Below are 18,806 nucleotides of genomic sequence, written 5' to 3' on the forward strand. Positions count from 1 at the left end.
CTCGCGCTTTGCTCATAAAGCTGGAATGAACGTGATTTGGACGAAAGCCCCTGCAATGTTTTGATGTTACGGCAATTCTCTAACCAGATTCGCGGCATAACCGACCAGTTCTTCAACACCGAGGGTGTCCGGGCCGCCGCCTTGGGCGATGCTGGTGTTTCCTCCGCCTTTTCCGCCGATCAGGGCCAACGTCGTCTTGAGCAGCTGGTTGGCGTCCGCCTGTACCTCCTGGCCTCTGGCGAATACCATCTGGATGTTGGCGCCTGCTGTAAACAGCAGGCAGACAGCAGACGGCTCTTGTTCGATGAGATGCTTTGCAAGCCGCTGCAACTCCGGCAACGGCCTGTGCTCCCAGGAAGCTGTCACCAGCTTGATCGCCCGGAGTGCTTCGGCGCGCGAAAGAAGCCCCTCGGCCTCTGCCCGCATCAGCTGTTCACGGGCTGCTTTTAGCGCCTCTCCCAGCTCAGTTCTCTCCGAGAGCAGGCGCGTTATTTGTGCAGTCAGGTCGTGCTGGCTGGTTTTCAATTCAGCGCCTGCCTGGCGCAGGATGCTCCGCTGCTGGCTCACCGCTTTTCTCGTCCGCTGCCCGCAGACGAAGCGAACGCGCACTTGGCCTTTGTAGCGCTCCCAGTCCAGCACGAGGATGGGACCAACCTCGCCCGTCCTGGCAGGATGGATGCCGCCGCAAGGGCTGTAATCAAAATCAGCGATCGTCACGATCCTGATATTCTCATCCACGGTAGGCTGTTTGCGAAGCGGCAGGCTGGCCAACTCAGCCGGTTCGACAAAACGGGCAGTGATTTGCCTGTTTTCAAAAACGATCTGATCGGTCAGCCTCTCCACCCGCTCTACATCCTCCCAAGTGAGATCGGGAACGGCCAAATCGATGGTAACGTGCTCCCGGCCCAAGTGAAAGCCAACGGTCTTCGCACCCATCAACTCGGCAAAGGCGGCAGATAAAATATGCTGGCCCGCATGCTGCTGCATAAAATCAAAGCGGCGTTCCCAATCGATCCGGGCATTGACCGGCACATCCGGCTGCTGCTTCCATTTTCCTCCTAGGTAATGCCGGATCTCGCCGTCCACAAGTTCGACGCCGACTACCTCCACTCCCGCGATCTTCCCGAGGTCGCATGGCTGTCCTCCGCCCGTCGGGTAGAACAGCGTGCGGTCGAGCAGGACGTAATCCCCGTGTTCATCGCTTCCGCTCTTGATGATACAAGCTTGAAAATCCTGGCCATAGGCGTCTTGGTAATACAATTTTTCCGTCATCTCGATCTCCTGTCTCGTCCGGCGATATGCTCGGCAATCAGCCGGCCGTGAAATCTTCCGTTCTCGATAAAGATCGCGTTGGCTTGTTTGTTGTCTGCGGCGACGACACCCGCGATGTAAACGCCCGGAATATTCGTTTCCATCGTCTCCTCATCGTACAGCGGAGCGCCTGACTCCGGGTCTTCACCGACACCGAGTGAACGCAGAAGCGTCCGGTCAGGCCGATAGCCGATCAGGGTGAAGACAAAGTCATTCTCCAAAGCAAAGGTATCATCTGGTGTCTCCACCGCAATAAAATGATCGTGGATTTCCGTGACGCGGGACGAGTAGTAGACGGTGATCCGTCCCTTTTGCTCCATGCTTTCAAAGATGGGCCGGGTCCAAGCCTTGACGCGATCAGACAACCGCTCTCCCCGGCAGATCACGGTCACCTCCGCTCCCGCACGCTCCAGGTCAAGTGCGGCATCTACTGCGGAGTTGTTTCCGCCGACGATCGCCACCTTCATCCCGGCATACGGATGCGCTTCTTTATAGAAGGAGAAAACCTTTGGCAGGTCTTCACCGGGGATCCCCAAACGATTGGGATGGTCAAAATATCCGGTCGCGATAATGACATTGGCACAGCCGTATGCCCGCTTTGCTCCAAATCGGTCTTTAGTCAAAACGCGAAACATCTGGTCTCCCCGTTCGATCGAGGTCACTGTTTCGTAAAGATGGATGCGCAGTTGATAACGTTCCGCGACCATGCGGTAGTAGTTTAGCGCCTCCAGTCTGGTCGGCTTCTCATGGGGAGTGGTAAACGGGAAACCTCCGATTTCCAGCAGTTCCGGTGTACTGTGGAAAATCATATAGGTTGGGTAATTGAATACCGAGTTGACCAAAGCACCCTTTTCAATGACGAGCGGCTCAATTCCGACTTTCCTCAGCTCCACAGCGGCGGAGAGGCCGCACGGGCCAGCGCCGATGATAATGGCTTGTTCCATAAGTGCGTTTCATACTCCCTTTCAACGATCGCCAGGATGTGCTACCCTTTTATGATACCTGATACACCCCGTGATTTGTAGCTCTCGCAACACAAAAGCAGAGAACCCGCCGCATGGCCCTCTGCCTTTTGAAAGATCTGCTATTAGCGTATGACTGTACTTCAATTTCTGTTGCGGTAAAACTCCCTCGCCTTTTCCAGATAGATTTTGTCTTCGTCCGCCAACTCGTCTTCCGCATAGATCGCGGCCACGGGACAAGCCGTTTGACACGCACCGCAGTCAATACATACATCCGGATCGATGAAGTACTGATCTTCGCCTTCATGGATGCAGTCAACCGGGCATACTTCGACACAATCCGCTGCTTTTTCCGTCACACAGGGCGACGTGATCACAAAAGGCACAGGAATTCCTCCTTTTTGAATTTGACATCCTATTGCGAATTTTCGGTACTATCATAACTCATTGACTGGCCGAATGCAATGATCTTGATCCAGAATGGCAGACGGACAAACCATCCCGAAAAGCTGCAAACAGCTGCCCGAACCGAGGGCAGCTGTTCGTCTTTTCAAATGCGGTTGTACATTCGCATCACTTCGAGCAATTTTTCGTGATCGATCGCATGTACCTTCTCTCCGTACGGTTTTGCCAAGGACATGGTTTCTGCCGCCAGCATGGCGTTGACCACGGATTCGTCGACTGCCTGGCAGGCCGCTTCGTAGACGGGATCAAACACTTCATCATTGAGGTATTCCATCGAGAGCTTTTTGCCCGACTCTTGCGGAATATCCATTGGGTTGGCGACGGAGAACGCCAGAAAGATGTCACCTGAACTGTTGCCGCCCGGTGTGCCGCCTCTTCCGATCCCGATCGCCGCCCGTTTGGCAATCCGCCGCAGTTGGTGGGGCAGGAGCGGGAGGTCGGTCCCGATGACGACGATGATGGAGCCTCGTTCTTTCGTGAACAGCGTGTTTTCCGTCAGATGTTTCCCGACAGGAACACCGAGGATCGTGAGCCATTCGCGCAAGCCGTGGTTGGCCTGCACCAATGCGCCAACGTGGTACTGTTCTCCGTCGACGTTTACCACTCGCGAAGAAGTGCCGGTACCCCCTTTGAATTCATAACAGATCATTCCGGTTCCGCCGCCTACGTTCCCCTCCGCTACGGGGCCGGACTTGGCGGACTCAATCGCTGCCAGGACGTGCTCCTCCCGGATGTGCCGCCCGTTGATGTCATTGAGCGAACCGTCGTACGTCTCCGCCACGACCGGCATGGCCCAAAAATGGCCGTCGGAAAACTGCTCCCGGTACTGCCGAATCATCCAACCGGTTACCGCGTGGTACGTGATGCCGACCGAGTGCGAATTGGTAATGCAGATCGGGCTGACAAAATAGCCTGCGTCGTTAATCCAGTGAACCCCGGTCATTTCGCCGTTGCCGTTGAGAGCGTAAAACCCCGCCCAGATTGGCTGCATCTTCGCTTGTTTGCCCCGCGGCAGTATCGCCGTCACCCCTGTGCGGATCGGTCCAGAACCGATTTTTACCGGGCCTTCTCCCTGGATCAAGGTAGTAAAACCCACTTCCACCCCGGGAACGTCGGTAATCGCGTTGTATCTGCCTGTCTCACCCGGAAAAGGCAGACCGAGATCGCGCGCCCGTTTTTTCCCCATAACGACTCCCCCTCTTCTTCGTGACAACCTAGGATATCAGCTTCAAGCCAACAGCCGAAGCAAGCACCATACAGATGAATAGAACGCGCCGCCAGTCTTTCGATTCTCCGTAAAAAAACATTCCCAACAAAGCGCCTCCCGAAGCGCCAATCCCCGTCCAAACAGCGTAAGCCGTTCCCATCGACAAGGATTTCATCGCGATCGCCAGGAAGACAAAGCTGGCCGTAAACCCGCCGATCATCAATGCCAGCGCCTGCCATGACTTGTCGTGATGCAGCTTGTTGATCATCCCAACGGAAAACATTTCGAATAATCCAGCCAAGATCAACGAAACCCACGCCATTATGACTCAGCTCCTTATGTCTCCGATTCTTTCTCTTTTGTCACCAGCTTCAGGCCGATCACTCCAACCAAGAGCAAAAGGATCAACAAGACCTTCATGATTTGAAAGGGCTCGCCAAAAAAGGCTAGCTCTGCAAAAACCGTTCCCGCTGTGCCAAGTCCGACGAACACGGCGTAAACCGTACCGACCGGAAGCTTTCTGCTGGCTGCGATCATCATGTAGAAGCTGATGAAAATGGACACGGCAGTGCCCAGCCACCCCCATGCCGTCGCAGCGTGCTTCAAGCCGATGACCCAGAACACCTCAAATAATGCGGCAATCAATACCTTTAGCCATTCCCGATTCATGTTTCCCTCTCTCCTTCATCCAAGGCCTGCCCTATTTATCTCGTAATGCCGCGCCAGTATATGTCCCAAGAAGCCTCCAACCTTCTGTCAAAGCGCTCCGTCCCGCCGTACAGCAATTCGACGAGGACGCCGTCCAGCATGCACATGAATGCGATTGCGGCCCGCTGCGAGTCGGCAAAGACAATCTCGCCGCGCTCCGCCGCCTGCTTGAAAACCGGTTCGAGCAGCACTTCCATGTGATCCAGGTACTGATACACCAGCTTCATAACGGCTGCCTCCAGGGGAACAGGCGGAAAGTACATCATCCTCATCCAGAATTTGATGCGGTCACTGCGCTCATAGCGTTCCTTGTACTGCCTGATCAAGTCATGCAATAAACATGACAAGGATTTCCCGTCGTGCGCCTGGAAGTACCTGGTCACAAACTCCAGCTCGCTGAAGGAAACATCGCGGATGACATGCAAAAAAAGGTCGTCTTTTCCCTTAAAGTGTGCGTATATGGATGGCTTTTTAATCCCGACCTCATCGGCGATATGCGCCAGGGATGCGCCCTCGTATCCGTGCTCGGCAAAGTGTGTCAGCGCAACTTCCTTGATGCGGTTAGCGGTCATAGGCTCCCTCCTACCTAACGGTCGTTAGTGTATATTTTTTCACATCTCTCCCTGGATGTCAAGAAGCTGCAGCGCGATGACAAAGAAAAAAGGAGGGACTTTTTCCCTCCTCGCACAAGCTGTGTGCAGCAGGCCTACCCTTAGGTTCGCTTCCGCCATTGCCGCCACGATCCCCCTGGGATCGGCGGATATCCCCGGGAATCGCCGTAGACGTAGACCCAGCCCGCCCGATTCGCTTCCCGATCTTCGACCCATACCCTGTCGTACTCATTGCTCTGCCCTTCACCCGAGTACCCTTCCAGCTCATCGAGGTCCTTCAATCCCTCCGCAGAAATGCCATGCCACTCTCCTTCCACCCAGTCACCCGTTTCATCCAAAACGAGCGCGGGATATGCGCCAATGTCGTAGAGTCGGCCTCGGACCCGCCCCGGTTCCGTTTGGATGAGGTACGGTTTTACAACGTGGTGATTGCACTCTCCAGGCAGCAGAGTTCCGTAAACAAAAACCCAAATCATTCGCTTCACCTTTTTTGTCCATGATCGATCATTATAGTCGCAAATGCGGCAAGAGGAAAAGACCGGCCGAAGCGAGAGCCGGTTGCCCTGACTCTCATTTCTGCCGGTCCGCCCTTGTTTCTGGTTCTTACCGCGCGGCCACTTTCTCTGGCGACGTTTTCTTCGCCGTTTTCCCCTGCTCTTTTTTCTGGCTTCGCTCAAAGGCGATCAGGATGGCTTCCTGACGCTTCACCCCTATTTGTTCCAATTCCTCAATGGTTTGGATGATCTCCTTGTAATCTTTCGGAATGACTTTGACGAATTTCGTCACCGTCTGTTCCCATTCGGCGAGCAGCTTTTCGGCCAATGGACTGCCGGTGTACTGGAGGTGCTTCTCGATCAGCTGCTTCACTTCTTTGCTCTCGCGCTTGTCTTCCAGCCCCTCCAACAGCACCATTTCCCGATTGTACAGAGCCGAAAACTCGTCTTTATCCTCCACCAGTACATAAGCGGTGCCGCCAGACATGCCCGCTGCGAAGTTTTTGCCAACCCGGCCGAGGATCACGACGCGACCTCCCGTCATGTACTCGCAGCCGTGGTCGCCGACTCCCTCGACTACTGCCGTCACACCGCTGTTGCGGACGCAGAAGCGCTCACCGGCCATGCCGTTGATGTACGCCTCGCCGGCTGTTGCCCCATAAAAAGCGACGTTGCCGATGATGATGTTCTCTTCCGGTGCGAAAGTGCTGCGCCCGGATGGATAGATGATCATTTTTCCGCCGGACAGACCTTTTCCTACGTAGTCATTCGCATCCCCTTCCAGCCGCAGCGTGACGCCTCTCGGCACAAACGCTCCAAAGCTTTGTCCGGCAGACCCCTGGAAGCGAAGCTGGATCGTATCTTCCGGCATTCCGTGCTCGCCAAAGCGTTTGGTTACCTCGCTGCCCAAGATCGTCCCGGTGACCCGGTCGGCGTTTCGGATCGGCAGAGTCGCATCCACCTTTCCGTGGCCCTCAATGGCCGATCGGCAAATGTTCACCAGCTTTTGGCGATCCAGCGTTTTTTCCAATTTGTGATCCTGGAAACGCTGGTGGAATCTTCCCGTTTCCTCTGGTACTGCCGGTTGATGCAGAAGCGGAGTCAAGTCTACGTGTTTGGCTTTCCAATGTCCTTTTGCCCTGTCGCTCATCTTCAGCACATCGCTTCGGCCGATCATTTCTTCCATCGTGCGAAATCCGAGCTGAGCCATGATCTCGCGTACTTCGCGGGCCACGAAGCGCATGAAGTTGACCGTATGCTGGGGATCCCCCTTGAACTTCTTGCGCAGGTCCGGATTTTGCGTGGCCACTCCGACGGGGCAGGTATCCAGATGGCAAACACGGGCCATCACACAGCCGATGGAGACCAGCGGCGCCGTGGCAAAGCCGAATTCTTCGGCGCCGAGCAGTGCGGCAATCACTACGTCGCGGCCGGTCATCATTTTGCCGTCCGCTTCCAGCACGACCCGGTCGCGCAGCTGGTTGAGCATCAGCGTCTGGTGGGTTTCAGCCAGACCCAGTTCCCACGGCATGCCGGCATGCTTGATGCTGGTCTTCGGCGAAGCGCCGGTTCCCCCGTCGTGTCCGCTGATCACGATCACGTCGGCCAGGCCTTTGGCTACGCCGGCAGCGATCGTCCCTACGCCTGTTTTGGACACCAGTTTGACGCTGATGCGGGCGCGCGGGTTGGCATTTTTCAAATCAAAGATCAGCTGAGCCAGGTCTTCAATCGAGTAAATGTCGTGGTGCGGAGGCGGCGAGATCAGCCCCACGCCCGGCGTAGAGCCGCGCACTTCGGCGATCCAGGGATATACCTTGTTTCCAGGAAGCTGGCCTCCCTCTCCCGGTTTTGCCCCCTGCGCCATTTTGATCTGGATTTCATTCGCATTGACCAGGTAGTGACTGGAAACGCCAAAGCGCCCCGAGGCCACCTGCTTGATGGCGCTTCGTCTGAGATCGCCGTTTTCATCCGTAATGTAGCGCTGCGGATCCTCTCCCCCTTCGCCGCTGTTGCTCTTGCCGCCCAGCCGGTTCATGGCGATCGCGAGCGTTTCGTGCGCTTCCTTGCTGAGGGAACCGTACGACATCGCGCCCGTTTTAAAGCGGCGGACGATGGAATCGACCGATTCGACCTCGGTGATCGGCACCGGTTTGCGGTTTGGTTGGAAATCGAGCAGATGGCGCAAAAAGACGAGCTGCTGTTCGTTTACCATCTCGGAATACAGCTTATACTGCTCGTAATCCCCTTCCCGGCAGGCCTTCTGCAGCGCGTGTACCGTCTTCGGGTTAAACAGGTGAAACTCCCCGTCCCGCCTGAATTGGAACTCGCTGCCGTGCTCCAGGGCCTCTTCCCGATGTTCCGGCAAAAACGCTTTCGCGTGCCGCATCGTGGTCTCTTCCGCGATCACGTCGAGGGTGATGCCGCCAATCGGGGCAGGCGTCCGCGTGAAATAACGGTCAATGACCGCAGGTGCTATCCCGACCGATTCGAAAATTTGCGCCCCGCGGTAACTCTGGATGGTGGAGATCCCCATCTTGGACATCACTTTGACGACGCCTTCAACGGCAGTTCGCAAGTAAGCCCGTATGGCATCTTCGATACGGAGGTCGCCGTCGGATTTTTCCCGGACAAGCTCACGGACGGTGTCGATCGCCAGATAAGGATTGACGGCATCGGCTCCATAGCCGATCAGCATGGCAAATTGATGTACGTCGCGCGGCTCGCCGGACTCCACGATAATGCTGGCCTTCGTCCGGGTTCCCGTGCGAACCAGGTGGTGATGCAGTCCGCTTGCAGCCAGCAATGCCGGGATCGCCGCCCGCTCCTGGTCCATTGCGCGATCAGACAGGATCAACAGCGTGTATCCCGAGGCAATCGCTTCATCTGCCGCTGCGAACAGCTGGTCAAGCGACTGCTCAAGCGCTCCTGCCTTGCCGTTTGCGGGAAACACCATCGGCAGGGTGATCGCCTGGAATCGCTCATATGGACTCTGTCTCAAGCGGGCCAATTCTTCGTTGGAGATCAGCGGCATAGCCAACCGGAGCCGGCTGCAATTGGCGGCGCCGGGTTCGAGCAGGTTTCCTTCCGCCCCGAGGAAGCTGATCGTCGATGTGACACACGCTTCGCGAATCGCGTCAATCGGCGGATTGGTCACTTGCGCAAACGACTGCTTGAAGTAGTGGTACAAGAGCTTGGGTCGATCAGACAATACGGCCAGCGGCATATCGATGCCCATGGAACCGATCGGATCCTTTTGCTCCCAAACCATTGGCCCGATGATCTTGTTTACTTCTTCCTGGGTATAGCCAAACGCCTTCTGCCGTGCGAGCAGTGCCTCGCCCTGCAGGTCTTGTTCCGGCGCTGCCTGCGGCAGTTGGTCCAGGCTGAGCAGGTTCTCGCTTACCCAGTCCCGGTACGGCTGTGCCGTGGCAATCTGCCGCTTGATTTCTTCGTCCGAGACGATTCGCCCTTCGTCCAGGTCAACGAGCAGCATCCGCCCTGGGCTGAGACGGCCTTTCTGGAGGATTTTATCTTCTGGAATATCCAAGACCCCTACCTCAGACGAGAAGATAATGGTATCATCAGAGGTTAGGTAGTATCTGGCGGGACGCAGCCCATTGCGGTCGAGGATGGCTCCGATCTGCCTGCCGTCCGTAAAGGCGATGGCGGTCGGGCCGTCCCACGGCTCCATCAAGGTGCTGTGGTATTCGTAAAACGCCTTTTTGGCTTCGTCCATCTGTTCGTCCCGGTCCCACGGTTCCGGGATCATCATCATCGCGACATGCGGCAAGGAACGGCCGGACAGCGTAAAGAACTCGACGCAATTGTCCAAAATGGCTGAATCGCTGCCCTGCAGATCGATGACCGGCAGCACTTTTTCAAGTTCCGTCCCGAACACCTTCGATTGGAACATCTTCTCCCGGGCCATCATCCAGTTGATGTTGCCCTGCAGGGTGTTGATCTCCCCGTTGTGAATCAGATAGCGATTGGGATGAGCCCGCTCCCAGGTGGGAAACGTATTGGTGCTGTAGCGGGAATGGACCATCGCGAAAGTAGACGTATAGGCCGGGTCCTGCAAGTCCAGATAGTAGGCATCCAACTGCTCGGGGGTCAATAGCCCCTTGTAGACGATGGTGCGGCTGGAGAAAGATGCCGCATAAAAATCGTCCCCGGCGGCACGTTCCATTTGTTTGCGGATCATATACAGCTTGCGTTCAAAAGCGTCCGCGTCCTCCAGATCGTCGCTGGCCCCGATGAAGACTTGGCGAATGCACGGCTGGCTGGCCAAAGCAGTTTTGCCGAGCTTGGACGGATCGGTTGGCACCGTCCGCCACCCGAGCAAAGTCTGCCCTTCCGCCTGAATCCATTTCTCCAATTGCTGCTCATAGGCGGTTCGGCGCTGTTCATCCATCGGCAGGAAAAGCATGCCAACGCCGTATTTGCCCACAGGCGGAAGCTGGATTTTCAACTCCTTGCACGCTTTTTGCAGCAGTTTATGGGGGATCAGCGTCATGATGCCGGCCCCGTCTCCCGTCTCGGGATCGCTTCCCTGGCCGCCGCGATGTTCCAGGCGGCGAAGTATCTCCAACCCGCTCGCAACGATTTTGTGAGACGCTTTCGCTTTTAGATTGGCAATAAAGCCTATTCCACAGGCATCGTGTTCGTAGGCCGGATCGTAAAGTCCCTGTTTTTGTGGCAATCCTTTCGTCGTCATGGCAATCCACTCCTTCTCCATGTGTTTTCCTGATTAACGAACCTGCCTCGGTCAGCAATGTCAGCTGAATATTCCGTCTATATCTATGGCAGGGTAAAAGGTAAGCAAAGTTCTTGTTCGTGCTTCGAAAAGGTATAGTTTCATTTTAGATGAGCCGATTCATGCAAACAATATATAAATGAGATAAAATCAATCTCACTGTGAGATGTGTGGCGAATTTTTCCATGCAATTGGTTATGATTTCCTGTCTGTTGATGCAAAAAAACAAGCTGACACCTGTTAGAGTTGGGTGTCAGCTTGTATGTTTGAAATGGTTTCCTTATCCTTCATGCAAAGTGAGACGATCAGCCTCCGTCTATTGTGAATGGCTATTTCTTTTTTTGCCGCCCTGATGCCGCGGCGAGGTTTTAACAGGAAAAATCCGCCATTTCGTTGTTTTCAAAATCTTCAAGACGAAGACGCCATCATTGATTAATGACCGATTACAAGGTAAGATGTCCGGTCACGCAACGTTTTCACTATGCTCATGGCTACGATGTAACCTGTCTTGGGGTTTCTCGCAGACGGAGTGTTCTGGATTTGCAGCTGAATTCTCCCAAACCTCCCGCTTGCTACGATCTCATGCGTATTATGTGTGATCGTTGGATCCACCAATACCTTGACCTTTGTCTTATCGAAGCCAATACCGGCAAGGCTTAACGCAGCCGACACATTGACGCTCTCCGGAAACTGCCGCGCCGAATCCCTGGCAACGCCGTCAAACGCCAGATAAGGCTCCGTCAATCCCGCGAGGTCCACTTGCTGCTCAATAAACGTACCGTACCAGGCTTGAGGAGGCTTACGGGTAATAAGCGCGACCTCGTCCATTTCCCCTACACTACCCGCAGCAATGCGGTCCAATCCGCCTATAGCCGCCGAAGGAATGATGACTTTGCGGCCGCTTTCCGCTGCCTTGGCTTTGATTTGATGTAACAGTTGGTCATCAGCAAACGCCCCCACACTTACCACAATGAGATCGGCGCCCTGCGTCAGCGCAAGTGGCCCGTATTTTCTGACAGCCTCATGGCCGGCACTCTCAACGACTACATCCGGACGCTGTGCAAAGAATTCTTCCACCTTCTCCGTCAGCACGGATGCATCTTCCTTCGCGCTCTCATATTTGGATACATCCCGAACCAAAACGGAGACCAGCTTTGCCGCTCCTGCCTTTCCTTGTTTAATCGCTTCCGCCACATCTTCACCAATAGTGCCAAATCCTATGATTCCAACCTTTAACATAAACCCCTCCACCGTCGGCTGTAATTAGATTCAATACTAGTATCATACCAAAATAATTATGCATTTGGTATACCATAAACCAAAGAAGTGTGGTATATTTATCCTATACCGAACTGGAGGGATGCTTAATGCCAGCTGTTACTTTTCAAACCTCGGGTAAAATCATTGAAATTGATAAAGATGCGAATTTGTTAAGAACGTCCATCCGATATGAAGGCTCTGTCCCCTATAAATGCGGCGGAGGTCTGTGTGGGACCTGCAAAGTACGCATCGTGGCAGGTCATGAGAATCTCAGTAAGGTGATGAAGAAGGAAGTAGACAGACTTGGAGAGGAAAAAATCAAGGAAGGCTACCGGCTCGCCTGCCAAACCTTCATTACCGGGGACGTAACCGTGGCATGGGGCGAGGAAGATCTCGAACGCCTGAAAAAAATCGCAGAAAGGCGAATCAATGCAGCAAAATAGTCAGCAAATACAAAAATTTAGAGGCTGTCTCACTAGGCAGATTTACTGATTCGACTGCCCAGGAGAGCCTCTCTTTTCTTTTGCCTGCAAGGACAACGTAACATGTGAATGACACTCGGAGGGCAACCATCAGCACTTGTTCAACCGACTAAGAAAGTTTGCCGTTGAGGCTGACGAAGCTTAACCCGTTGAAAAAGGCTGTGCCGCAAGCCAGCTTTGATGACTTGCACACAGCCCTATCCGAAAACCGCTGCTCACTGCACCTTGATGATTTTATTCTCCTCATCGTTATCCAATTCATAGATTTCCTTCTCAATGTCCTCGATAGAATCGAATTTCGGAAACACCTTCAGCGGGATGCTGTTATCCGGAAATACTTCTGCCACGCCTTGAATGGTAATTCTCGTATCCGGGTTTTTAATTTTGCATACCGAGAAGGTCGTTTTCTTCTTCCCGAAGAAGTGGTACTCGTAATCAACTATCTTCTCCAAATCGGGATTGTCGGTAACGGTGCGGTAACGTTCGGTTGTCGTCATTAAAACGTAAACGCTCATCGATAAACCCCTCCACCCATGAAATTTACGATCATCAATACCCCGTTTATTCTTTGTTTAAGGCCTCCAAATAAGCCCTTTTCGCATTTTCCACATGAATTTTCGTGAAATATTCCGCCAACTCCGCTTCACCGTCGCGCACTGCTCTTGCCAGATCGCGATTCTCCTCCATCGCTTTGCGCATCCGGCCCGGCAGCTCGTAGCCCAGATGTACAAACGCGCGAATATAGTCGGACAATCCATCCAGCATCTGTGTCAGGCGGGGGCTCTGTGTCGCCTGGCATATGACATCGTTAATTCTAAAATGAAAATGCCAGTGCTCCTGCTCAAAATTAGGCTGAGCCAGCGCGTGATCGATTTCTTCAATAATCTGTGTAAGCTCCTCGCGCTGAGCGGCGGTCGCCTTCTGCGCGGCCAGCTTCATCGCCAGACTTTGCAGTGCGGACAAAATCGTGAAAATCTCGATCACTTCCTCCGGCGAGAGTTTGGATACGACTACCCCTTTTCGTGGAAGCGTTTTTACAAACCCCTGCGATTCCAGGCGGAACAAGGCTTCCCGGATCGGCGTCCGGCTTACGTTCAATTGATCTGCAAGCTCACGTTCAATGATTCGCTCTCCCGATTTATAGACACCTTGCATAATCGCCTGCTTAATATATTGATACACTTTATCGCGAATGGGACTAAGTTCTTCATCTTTCCAAATAATTGGTGTCTTCGGCATATGGTATACCTCCGATTGTTGTTTTTCCTTAGTGTAATCGATAATTTTACAACTATCAATGTACTGGAGGTCGTACCGAAGGAGAACGGTCTGCCAAGTACAAGAGCTCCATCAACTGTTGCTAACCGGGTGATGCTTATCTTTTCTCCTGGATATCAGGCTGACGAACGCAATGCTAACCGGCAGTACCTTTTCTTCATTTCTTGATATCTGCTTGTGTCATTACTTCGTAAGCGTCGCCCAGGTATTCCTGCAATGCTTTGAGCGCAGCTGTTCCTACCACGGTGTCCTGTTCGCCATTGCCGCCACTGACACCGACACCGCCAACGACCTCGCCGTTCACGACGATCGGGAAGCCGCCTACGAATATCGCAAATTTGCCTGGCATCATCACATGAATTCCGAATGCTTCGCCTGTTGTTGTCGCCGGGCCACCCGGTTGATTGAACAAATGGGTCGAGCGTTTATGCCCGCTTGCCGTGAATGCTTTGGCCATCGCGATTTCCGGACCTGTAATGCGCGCGCCGTTCATGCGTTCCATCGCAATGACGCAGCCGCCATCGTCAACGATACAGATCGTCTCCATCACGCCAAGTTTCTCAGCGGCTTTCTTTGCCGCTTCGATCATTGCTTTTGCTTCTTCCAATTCCAATCTTAGAACCGATTTCATCGAAGGCCCTCCGTATCTGAGCATTGATTAGGCATTGATTTTTTGCGTCCCGTAGTAGACGGTTTTTTCCTGCAAGTAAAAATCTAGTGCTGCCCGCCCGGATTCCCGGTAAGTCGCCGTGCTAGACATCTTAACGCCGCCAAACGGGGCGTTCAGCGCGTTGCCCGTTGTCGGACGATTTACTTTTACGACTCCGGATTGAATGTGGTCAATAAAATATTGCACCCGGTTGGCATCAGCCGTACAGATCGCGGCGGATAATCCGAAATCAACATCATTGGCAATCTCCACCGCCTCTTGGCAGCCGCCCGCGCGAATGACGGAAATCACAGGGCCGAAAATTTCCTCCCGGGCAATGCGCATCCCAGGCCTTACTTCGGTAAAAATCGCCGGACTTACATAATACCCGTTCGCATAATCACCTTCGAGGAGCCGCTCCCCGCCAAAAACCAGCTTTGCACCTTCCGCTATGCCGAGCTTGATGTACGACAATACGTTTGTCAATTGGCTCTCATTTGCCAGCGGACCAATCTCAACGCCTTCGCTCAACCCGCTGCCGACCTTCAGCGCTTTTGTCTTCTCGATTAACGCATCGACGAACCGATCGTGCACTTCATCCATTACGATTACTCTGCTCGTTCCCGTGCAAGCTTGTCCTGTCAGCTCGAAGCCGCCTTTAATCGCCAGCTCGGCCGCTTGCTCGAGATCGGCATCCTCCAACACAATCAGCGGGTTTTTGCCGCCCAGTTCAAGCTGAACGCGGGTGGAGAGGCGAACGGATTGGCTGATTTGCTCTCCGGCCGCTGTCGAGCCGGTAAATGTGACCGCCTTGACTGCCGGATGGGTGATCAGCGGTTTCCCGATTTTCGAGGCCGAACCGGTTACAAAGTTGATGACGCCTGCCGGCAAACCCCCATTGTGCAGCGCTTCTACCAAACGGTAAGCAATGAGCGGAGTGTCCAATGCCGGCTTGAAAACCACTGTATTGCCCGTCACGAGAGCGGGCGCAATTTTGCGTACAGGTATGGAAATCGGGAAGTTCCAGGGCGTGATGACCGCCACGACACCAAGCGGCTCTTTTTTCGTGTAAACAAAGACGGTCGGGTCGTCCGAAGGCAAAGTAACGCCAGAGACGTTCAACCCCTCCGAAGCGTAATAGCGCAGCGTCTGCACGGAACGTTTCACTTCCATCCGGCTGCTTGCCAGCGTTTTGCCCTCCTCGCTGGTCAATTCCGCCGCGTACTGCTCAACGCCCGCTTCCAGCAAATCGGCCGCTTTGTACAGGATTGCCGCCCGTTTGCTGGGCGGGACAGCACGCCAAGACAAGAAGGCCTGCTGTGCCGCTTCAATCGCCTGCAGTACATCCTCCTCTATGGAGGCCTGGAAACGCGCGACAACCTCTGTCGAAAGGGCCGGATTCCTGCTGTCGAAGGTCTCATTGCTTACTGACTCTACCCATTCTCCGTTAATCAAGTTTTTGAAGGTCTGTACTGCCATTTCAACCGCCATGTGAATCTCCTTTCCGTGCAATGGCAACGTTTAGGCAAAACCCATTTCGCGACCGCGAAGCTGTTTTCCGGGAATGGATTTTGCGCGGCCCATTATCCTCTTTGCTATTTCCCGCAAAATTCGCGTGAAATGGCGGCGATGTACATTCTGCGCATCTTGGTCGCTTCTTCAACGATTTGGATGCAGCGCTGCTGCTCTTCCGGTGTTCTCGCATATTCCAAGACGATTTGATAGCCGCGCTCGCCGTGGATTTCGTCGGATACGATGTGCAGATCGAAAAATTCCACTTCCTCATCGGTGAATCCGTAATGCTCGCGAAGGGTTGGCGTCTGTCTGCGGTATATCGCAGGCACTTGCGATTCTAACCCGACGACAAGAGCCGCTGTAGCGTACAAGAAATTTTCCCTGAACGCCATTCGATAACACCAGGATTGCAAGCCGATCGTTTCCGGCAGCAAATGCTTCATCGAAACAATTCGCTCCCGCGTTGTGCCGCAAGCTTCCCCAAACCGGATCAGAAGTTCGGTATGGCGGTCGCCCCCAAGCTCTTCCTCCCACATGTTTTGAAGCAAAAAGTCTCTTGCGTCCTCATGTGGACAGTTGGCATACACGTAAGCCAAATACTCCGCAAACGGGCCGACGTAAGCGTAATGCTGCTCCACCCATCTGGCAAAATGCTCTTTCTTCAGTTCACCGTTTGCCCACATGGTCGTGAATGGCGCTTTGGCCACCGCATTGCCTTCAATCGCCTGTTCCAATGCGTGACGAAATTCCTCTTTGTTCATCAAAGTAGCTTTGGTTGCGGTTTGGGTCATCTGAAAACTCTCCTCTCAAAATAAGATAGTGATTTGGGACAAACACACTTCTTAACTATTAGGTATATTGTATACCAAATACTCATTTGAACTTATTATCCCTTCGTTGGACTTGTTTGTCAACCCATAATTTTCAAAATAATCAGCAACAGCATGGACATCAGCAGGAACGTCATCGTAAACGGGGCGTTCCAACGGGACAGCTTATAAGAGCTCTTCTTCGTCAGGCTTGCCATCATGGCTACTGTCGCATTATACGGTCCCATTAAGAAAGCTGATGCCGCACCTGTGAGCATCGCGATCGCCATTAATTCGACGGATACTCCCAGCGCTTGCGGGTTCATCGACTCAGCTGTCAGCGCAAGTGCAACAGCAGGCTGCAGCCCGAGAAAAGCCAGCGTAAATGGAATGAGTGGAATCAACAGAATAAAAACATCCGCTCCCACCGCATTTTTTACCATAGCCAGCGATTCATTGACGACATGGCCGGCACCGGTGCTTTGGACTGCCGAGATCATATAGCCCGCACTCAAAAAGATAAAAAACTGGTCCTTCATATGAAGAAGCTGCTCCGGCAGCTTTTTTTTTGCCGAATGAATAAATGCTCTGCCTTGGCCGAGCAGTAAGGACCATAGAAAGGCGTAGGGAATGACGATCAACGTAACCACCAGCAGGAAACCGACGTGGGCACTGCTCTCCAATACCGATATCAACCCATTGAAAATCAATATCGCCGCCAGGATTTGAACCGGATGACCTGCCTTTTCTGCTGCTGTCAGCCGCGCTTCGGCTGCTCCCGTACATTCACGCGCTGCAGCCATTTCGCTGATCAGCGATTGAGCAAGCTGCTTTTGCCTGCGTTTGGCTACCGCAAACGCCATCAGACAGTCCACCACAACGCACAGCAAACTAAAGGGAATCACGATCGGCAAAATATGGCTCCATTTCACCCTGGTCATCTCCACAACGATGCCCACAATTGGCGTCACGGGTGTCCACATGGTCGGCATACTGAAGCCATGCGTAATGGACCTGCTCAAAAAGCGTTCCTTCTCGCTAATCGGAAAAAGCTCCACGGAAGGACGCATCGTTTGGTACACCATCGGAAGCGCGGCAAGATTCATAAACGAACTGGATATGAACGCCATAAACGACGTAATGGCATACAGCAAGCCAGAATGCTTTACGTTCTGCTGTATGATCGCCTGCACACGAACCGCGTAACGCCCCAGCTCAATCGGAATCACGATTAGCGGTATGAAGGCAAATAAGCTCAAAATATTGAGCATCCTGCCAAAGCAGAGTATGTAGCTTGGCAAAGGAGCGCCGTAGAGCACCAGCAGCGCGATGCCGATAGCCAGCATCAGGCTGCCCAGGACCTGTACAAATCGCTTGGCAAACCGAAATACCGTAAAGACAATGAGCAAGCTGACAATGGCGATCAGCCAGTCCAGCAAAACGCTCGGGTATAACGCGGAACAGAGATAGGCGACGATAGCAGTTAGAAATAAAGTTGGCAGCCTCATACTACAACACGTCTTTCACGGCCTTGGTCAAGCGTTCAAGAGCTGTTTCCACGATCTCTTCCCCAATCTCGCGGCTGGCTTTCCTCGCATCCCCCAGGTTTCCATTCAGCGTCATTTCTTCATAGTAATAAAAGCCTTGCAGCGGATTTCCCGGCCGCAGCTTCTGCCATCTTCCGCCCTCCTGAATCTCACCCTTGGCCAGCTTTTCCTGACGCACCAACTGGGGCGCCAGATAGAGCGCTTCGGAAACCTCGCGATCACAGCTGTGGCCGTACAGCTTCGATTCAATGCGACGATCCATCACATCCTTTGCCGAGGCGGTCGTTTTGGCATAGTAAAAATCAACGCCAAGTTCTCTCGTAAGTGTATCAGCCGCTACGCCAAGCGTGGCTTGGTTGCCTCCATGCGAATTTAATACGAGAAATTTCTTGATTCCATGCCCCTTCAACGATTTGATCATATCGTGGAGGAGGGCAATTAATGTTGAGGGCTCCAGGGAGATCGTGCCCGGAAAATGAAGATGGTGGGAAGAGACCCCCATATTGATGGTAGGAGTCATGATCGCTTCAGGAAAAAGCCTTTCAGTCAGCCGCTTGCCCATTTCCTCCGCAAGCACGGCGTCACAGCTTTCGACCATGTGCGGCCCGTGCTGTTCATGTGCGCCCAGCGGAATAACGGCAATTTTCACCGTCTGCAGCGCCTCTTTTATCTCCGGCCAAGTCATTTGAGTTAACAGATAGGATGCAGGCATAATCGGGCTCCCTTCTACTCTTTATTTATTTAGGTCATGGGTC

At 53.5% G+C, this 18,806-nt stretch carries 18 protein-coding genes; 1 reads left to right on the plus strand and 17 read right to left on the minus strand.

All coding sequences use genetic code 11. The features are described 5' to 3' along the window. Positions 1-66: 66 nt before the first annotated feature. From HGBM_RS17075 to HGBM_RS17125, 10 genes are all read right to left on the minus strand, one after another. A complete protein-coding gene (locus HGBM_RS17075) occupies positions 67-1,272 on the minus strand; it encodes an alanyl-tRNA editing protein (RefSeq protein WP_019122306.1) in 1,206 nt (401 codons plus the stop codon). After that, positions 1,269-2,255, minus strand: a complete 987-nt coding sequence (locus HGBM_RS17080) for a YpdA family putative bacillithiol disulfide reductase (protein WP_019122307.1) — start codon at positions 2,253-2,255, stop codon at positions 1,269-1,271. Before HGBM_RS17080 ends, HGBM_RS17075 begins: the two co-directional genes overlap by 4 nt. Before the next feature lie 161 nt (positions 2,256-2,416). Further along, complete coding sequence (locus tag HGBM_RS17085) at positions 2,417-2,659, minus strand: DUF362 domain-containing protein (protein WP_019122308.1); 243 nt, start codon at positions 2,657-2,659, stop codon at positions 2,417-2,419. Between the two features lie 164 nt (positions 2,660-2,823). Beyond that, on the minus strand, positions 2,824-3,924 hold the full coding sequence (locus tag HGBM_RS17090) for a DmpA family aminopeptidase (RefSeq protein ID WP_019122309.1): 1,101 nt from the start codon (positions 3,922-3,924) through the stop codon (positions 2,824-2,826). Positions 3,925-3,952: 28 nt separating this feature from the next. Further along, on the minus strand, positions 3,953-4,267 hold the full coding sequence (locus HGBM_RS17095) for a DMT family transporter (RefSeq protein ID WP_019122310.1): 315 nt from the start codon (positions 4,265-4,267) through the stop codon (positions 3,953-3,955). A gap of 14 nt (positions 4,268-4,281) precedes the next feature. Then, positions 4,282-4,614, minus strand: coding sequence for a DMT family transporter (locus HGBM_RS17100; protein ID WP_019122311.1), 333 nt, complete (start codon positions 4,612-4,614; stop codon positions 4,282-4,284). 35 nt (positions 4,615-4,649) lie between these two features. After that, positions 4,650-5,225, minus strand: coding sequence for a TetR/AcrR family transcriptional regulator (locus tag HGBM_RS17105; RefSeq protein WP_019122312.1), 576 nt, complete (start codon positions 5,223-5,225; stop codon positions 4,650-4,652). Between the two features lie 140 nt (positions 5,226-5,365). Next, positions 5,366-5,740 (minus strand): gamma-glutamylcyclotransferase family protein, encoded by a 375-nt coding sequence (locus tag HGBM_RS17115; RefSeq protein WP_019122314.1) that lies wholly within the window; start codon positions 5,738-5,740, stop codon positions 5,366-5,368. Between the two features lie 127 nt (positions 5,741-5,867). Further along, positions 5,868-10,472, minus strand: coding sequence for a glutamate synthase large subunit (gene gltB, locus HGBM_RS17120; RefSeq protein ID WP_019122315.1), 4,605 nt, complete (start codon positions 10,470-10,472; stop codon positions 5,868-5,870). Positions 10,473-10,943: 471 nt separating this feature from the next. Then, positions 10,944-11,750 (minus strand): aspartate dehydrogenase, encoded by an 807-nt coding sequence (locus tag HGBM_RS17125; protein WP_019122316.1) that lies wholly within the window; start codon positions 11,748-11,750, stop codon positions 10,944-10,946. Positions 11,751-11,878: 128 nt separating this feature from the next. Between HGBM_RS17125 and HGBM_RS17130 the strand changes: the two genes are divergently transcribed. Beyond that, positions 11,879-12,214, plus strand: coding sequence for a 2Fe-2S iron-sulfur cluster-binding protein (locus HGBM_RS17130; RefSeq protein WP_019122317.1), 336 nt, complete (start codon positions 11,879-11,881; stop codon positions 12,212-12,214). Positions 12,215-12,468: 254 nt separating this feature from the next. On the opposite strand, the gene HGBM_RS17135 is transcribed toward HGBM_RS17130, so the two are convergent. The 7 genes from HGBM_RS17135 to HGBM_RS17165 all read right to left on the minus strand — a co-directional run bounded on the left by HGBM_RS17135 (position 12,469) and on the right by HGBM_RS17165 (position 18,763). Next, a complete protein-coding gene (locus HGBM_RS17135) occupies positions 12,469-12,768 on the minus strand; it encodes a hypothetical protein (RefSeq protein WP_019122318.1) in 300 nt (99 codons plus the stop codon). Positions 12,769-12,814: 46 nt separating this feature from the next. Further along, entirely contained in the window at positions 12,815-13,492 is a 678-nt protein-coding gene (locus tag HGBM_RS17140) for a GntR family transcriptional regulator (protein ID WP_019122319.1), read from the minus strand. A gap of 196 nt (positions 13,493-13,688) precedes the next feature. Beyond that, positions 13,689-14,162 carry a GlcG/HbpS family heme-binding protein gene (locus HGBM_RS17145; protein ID WP_019122320.1) on the minus strand — a complete coding sequence of 158 codons (474 nt, stop codon included), beginning with the start codon at positions 14,160-14,162 and terminating at the stop codon, positions 13,689-13,691. Positions 14,163-14,189: 27 nt separating this feature from the next. Then, positions 14,190-15,671 (minus strand): aldehyde dehydrogenase family protein, encoded by a 1,482-nt coding sequence (locus tag HGBM_RS17150; RefSeq protein WP_019122321.1) that lies wholly within the window; start codon positions 15,669-15,671, stop codon positions 14,190-14,192. Positions 15,672-15,775: 104 nt separating this feature from the next. Next, a complete protein-coding gene (locus HGBM_RS17155; RefSeq protein ID WP_019122322.1) occupies positions 15,776-16,486 on the minus strand; it encodes an iron-containing redox enzyme family protein in 711 nt (236 codons plus the stop codon). Positions 16,487-16,605: 119 nt separating this feature from the next. Next, positions 16,606-18,012: a hypothetical protein gene (locus HGBM_RS17160; protein ID WP_019122323.1), complete on the minus strand. Its 1,407-nt coding sequence runs from the start codon at positions 18,010-18,012 to the stop codon at positions 16,606-16,608. 1 nt (position 18,013) lies between these two features. Further along, the gene (locus HGBM_RS17165; RefSeq protein ID WP_019122324.1) at positions 18,014-18,763 is read right to left on the minus strand and encodes a creatininase family protein; all 750 of its coding nucleotides are present in this window, start codon (positions 18,761-18,763) and stop codon (positions 18,014-18,016) included. Between the last annotated feature and the right edge of the window lie 43 nt (positions 18,764-18,806).

The sequence above is a fragment of the Brevibacillus massiliensis genome, from assembly GCF_000311785.1.
GTDB classification, from domain to species: domain Bacteria; phylum Bacillota; class Bacilli; order Brevibacillales; family Brevibacillaceae; genus Brevibacillus_C; species Brevibacillus_C massiliensis.

Excerpts from the sequence above, each read along its gene's own strand:
- HGBM_RS17155 (WP_019122322.1), bottom strand. The coding sequence starts at position 16,486 with ATGACCCAAACCGCAACCAAAGCTACTTTGATGAACAAAGAGGAATTT.
- HGBM_RS17160 (WP_019122323.1), bottom strand. The coding sequence starts at position 18,012 with ATGAGGCTGCCAACTTTATTTCTAACTGCTATCGTCGCCTATCTCTGT.
- HGBM_RS17105 (WP_019122312.1), bottom strand. The coding sequence starts at position 5,225 with ATGACCGCTAACCGCATCAAGGAAGTTGCGCTGACACACTTTGCCGAG.
- HGBM_RS17165 (WP_019122324.1), bottom strand. The coding sequence starts at position 18,763 with ATGCCTGCATCCTATCTGTTAACTCAAATGACTTGGCCGGAGATAAAA.
- gltB (WP_019122315.1), bottom strand. The coding sequence starts at position 10,472 with ATGACGACGAAAGGATTGCCACAAAAACAGGGACTTTACGATCCGGCC.
- HGBM_RS17150 (WP_019122321.1), bottom strand. The coding sequence starts at position 15,671 with ATGGCGGTTGAAATGGCAGTACAGACCTTCAAAAACTTGATTAACGGA.
- HGBM_RS17145 (WP_019122320.1), bottom strand. The coding sequence starts at position 14,162 with ATGAAATCGGTTCTAAGATTGGAATTGGAAGAAGCAAAAGCAATGATC.
- HGBM_RS17115 (WP_019122314.1), bottom strand. The coding sequence starts at position 5,740 with ATGATTTGGGTTTTTGTTTACGGAACTCTGCTGCCTGGAGAGTGCAAT.
- HGBM_RS17095 (WP_019122310.1), bottom strand. The coding sequence starts at position 4,267 with ATGGCGTGGGTTTCGTTGATCTTGGCTGGATTATTCGAAATGTTTTCC.
- HGBM_RS17140 (WP_019122319.1), bottom strand. The coding sequence starts at position 13,492 with ATGCCGAAGACACCAATTATTTGGAAAGATGAAGAACTTAGTCCCATT.
- HGBM_RS17135 (WP_019122318.1), bottom strand. The coding sequence starts at position 12,768 with ATGAGCGTTTACGTTTTAATGACGACAACCGAACGTTACCGCACCGTT.
- HGBM_RS17080 (WP_019122307.1), bottom strand. The coding sequence starts at position 2,255 with ATGGAACAAGCCATTATCATCGGCGCTGGCCCGTGCGGCCTCTCCGCC.
- HGBM_RS17125 (WP_019122316.1), bottom strand. The coding sequence starts at position 11,750 with ATGTTAAAGGTTGGAATCATAGGATTTGGCACTATTGGTGAAGATGTG.
- HGBM_RS17090 (WP_019122309.1), bottom strand. The coding sequence starts at position 3,924 with ATGGGGAAAAAACGGGCGCGCGATCTCGGTCTGCCTTTTCCGGGTGAG.
- HGBM_RS17075 (WP_019122306.1), bottom strand. The coding sequence starts at position 1,272 with ATGACGGAAAAATTGTATTACCAAGACGCCTATGGCCAGGATTTTCAA.
- HGBM_RS17130 (WP_019122317.1), top strand. The coding sequence starts at position 11,879 with ATGCCAGCTGTTACTTTTCAAACCTCGGGTAAAATCATTGAAATTGAT.
- HGBM_RS17100 (WP_019122311.1), bottom strand. The coding sequence starts at position 4,614 with ATGAATCGGGAATGGCTAAAGGTATTGATTGCCGCATTATTTGAGGTG.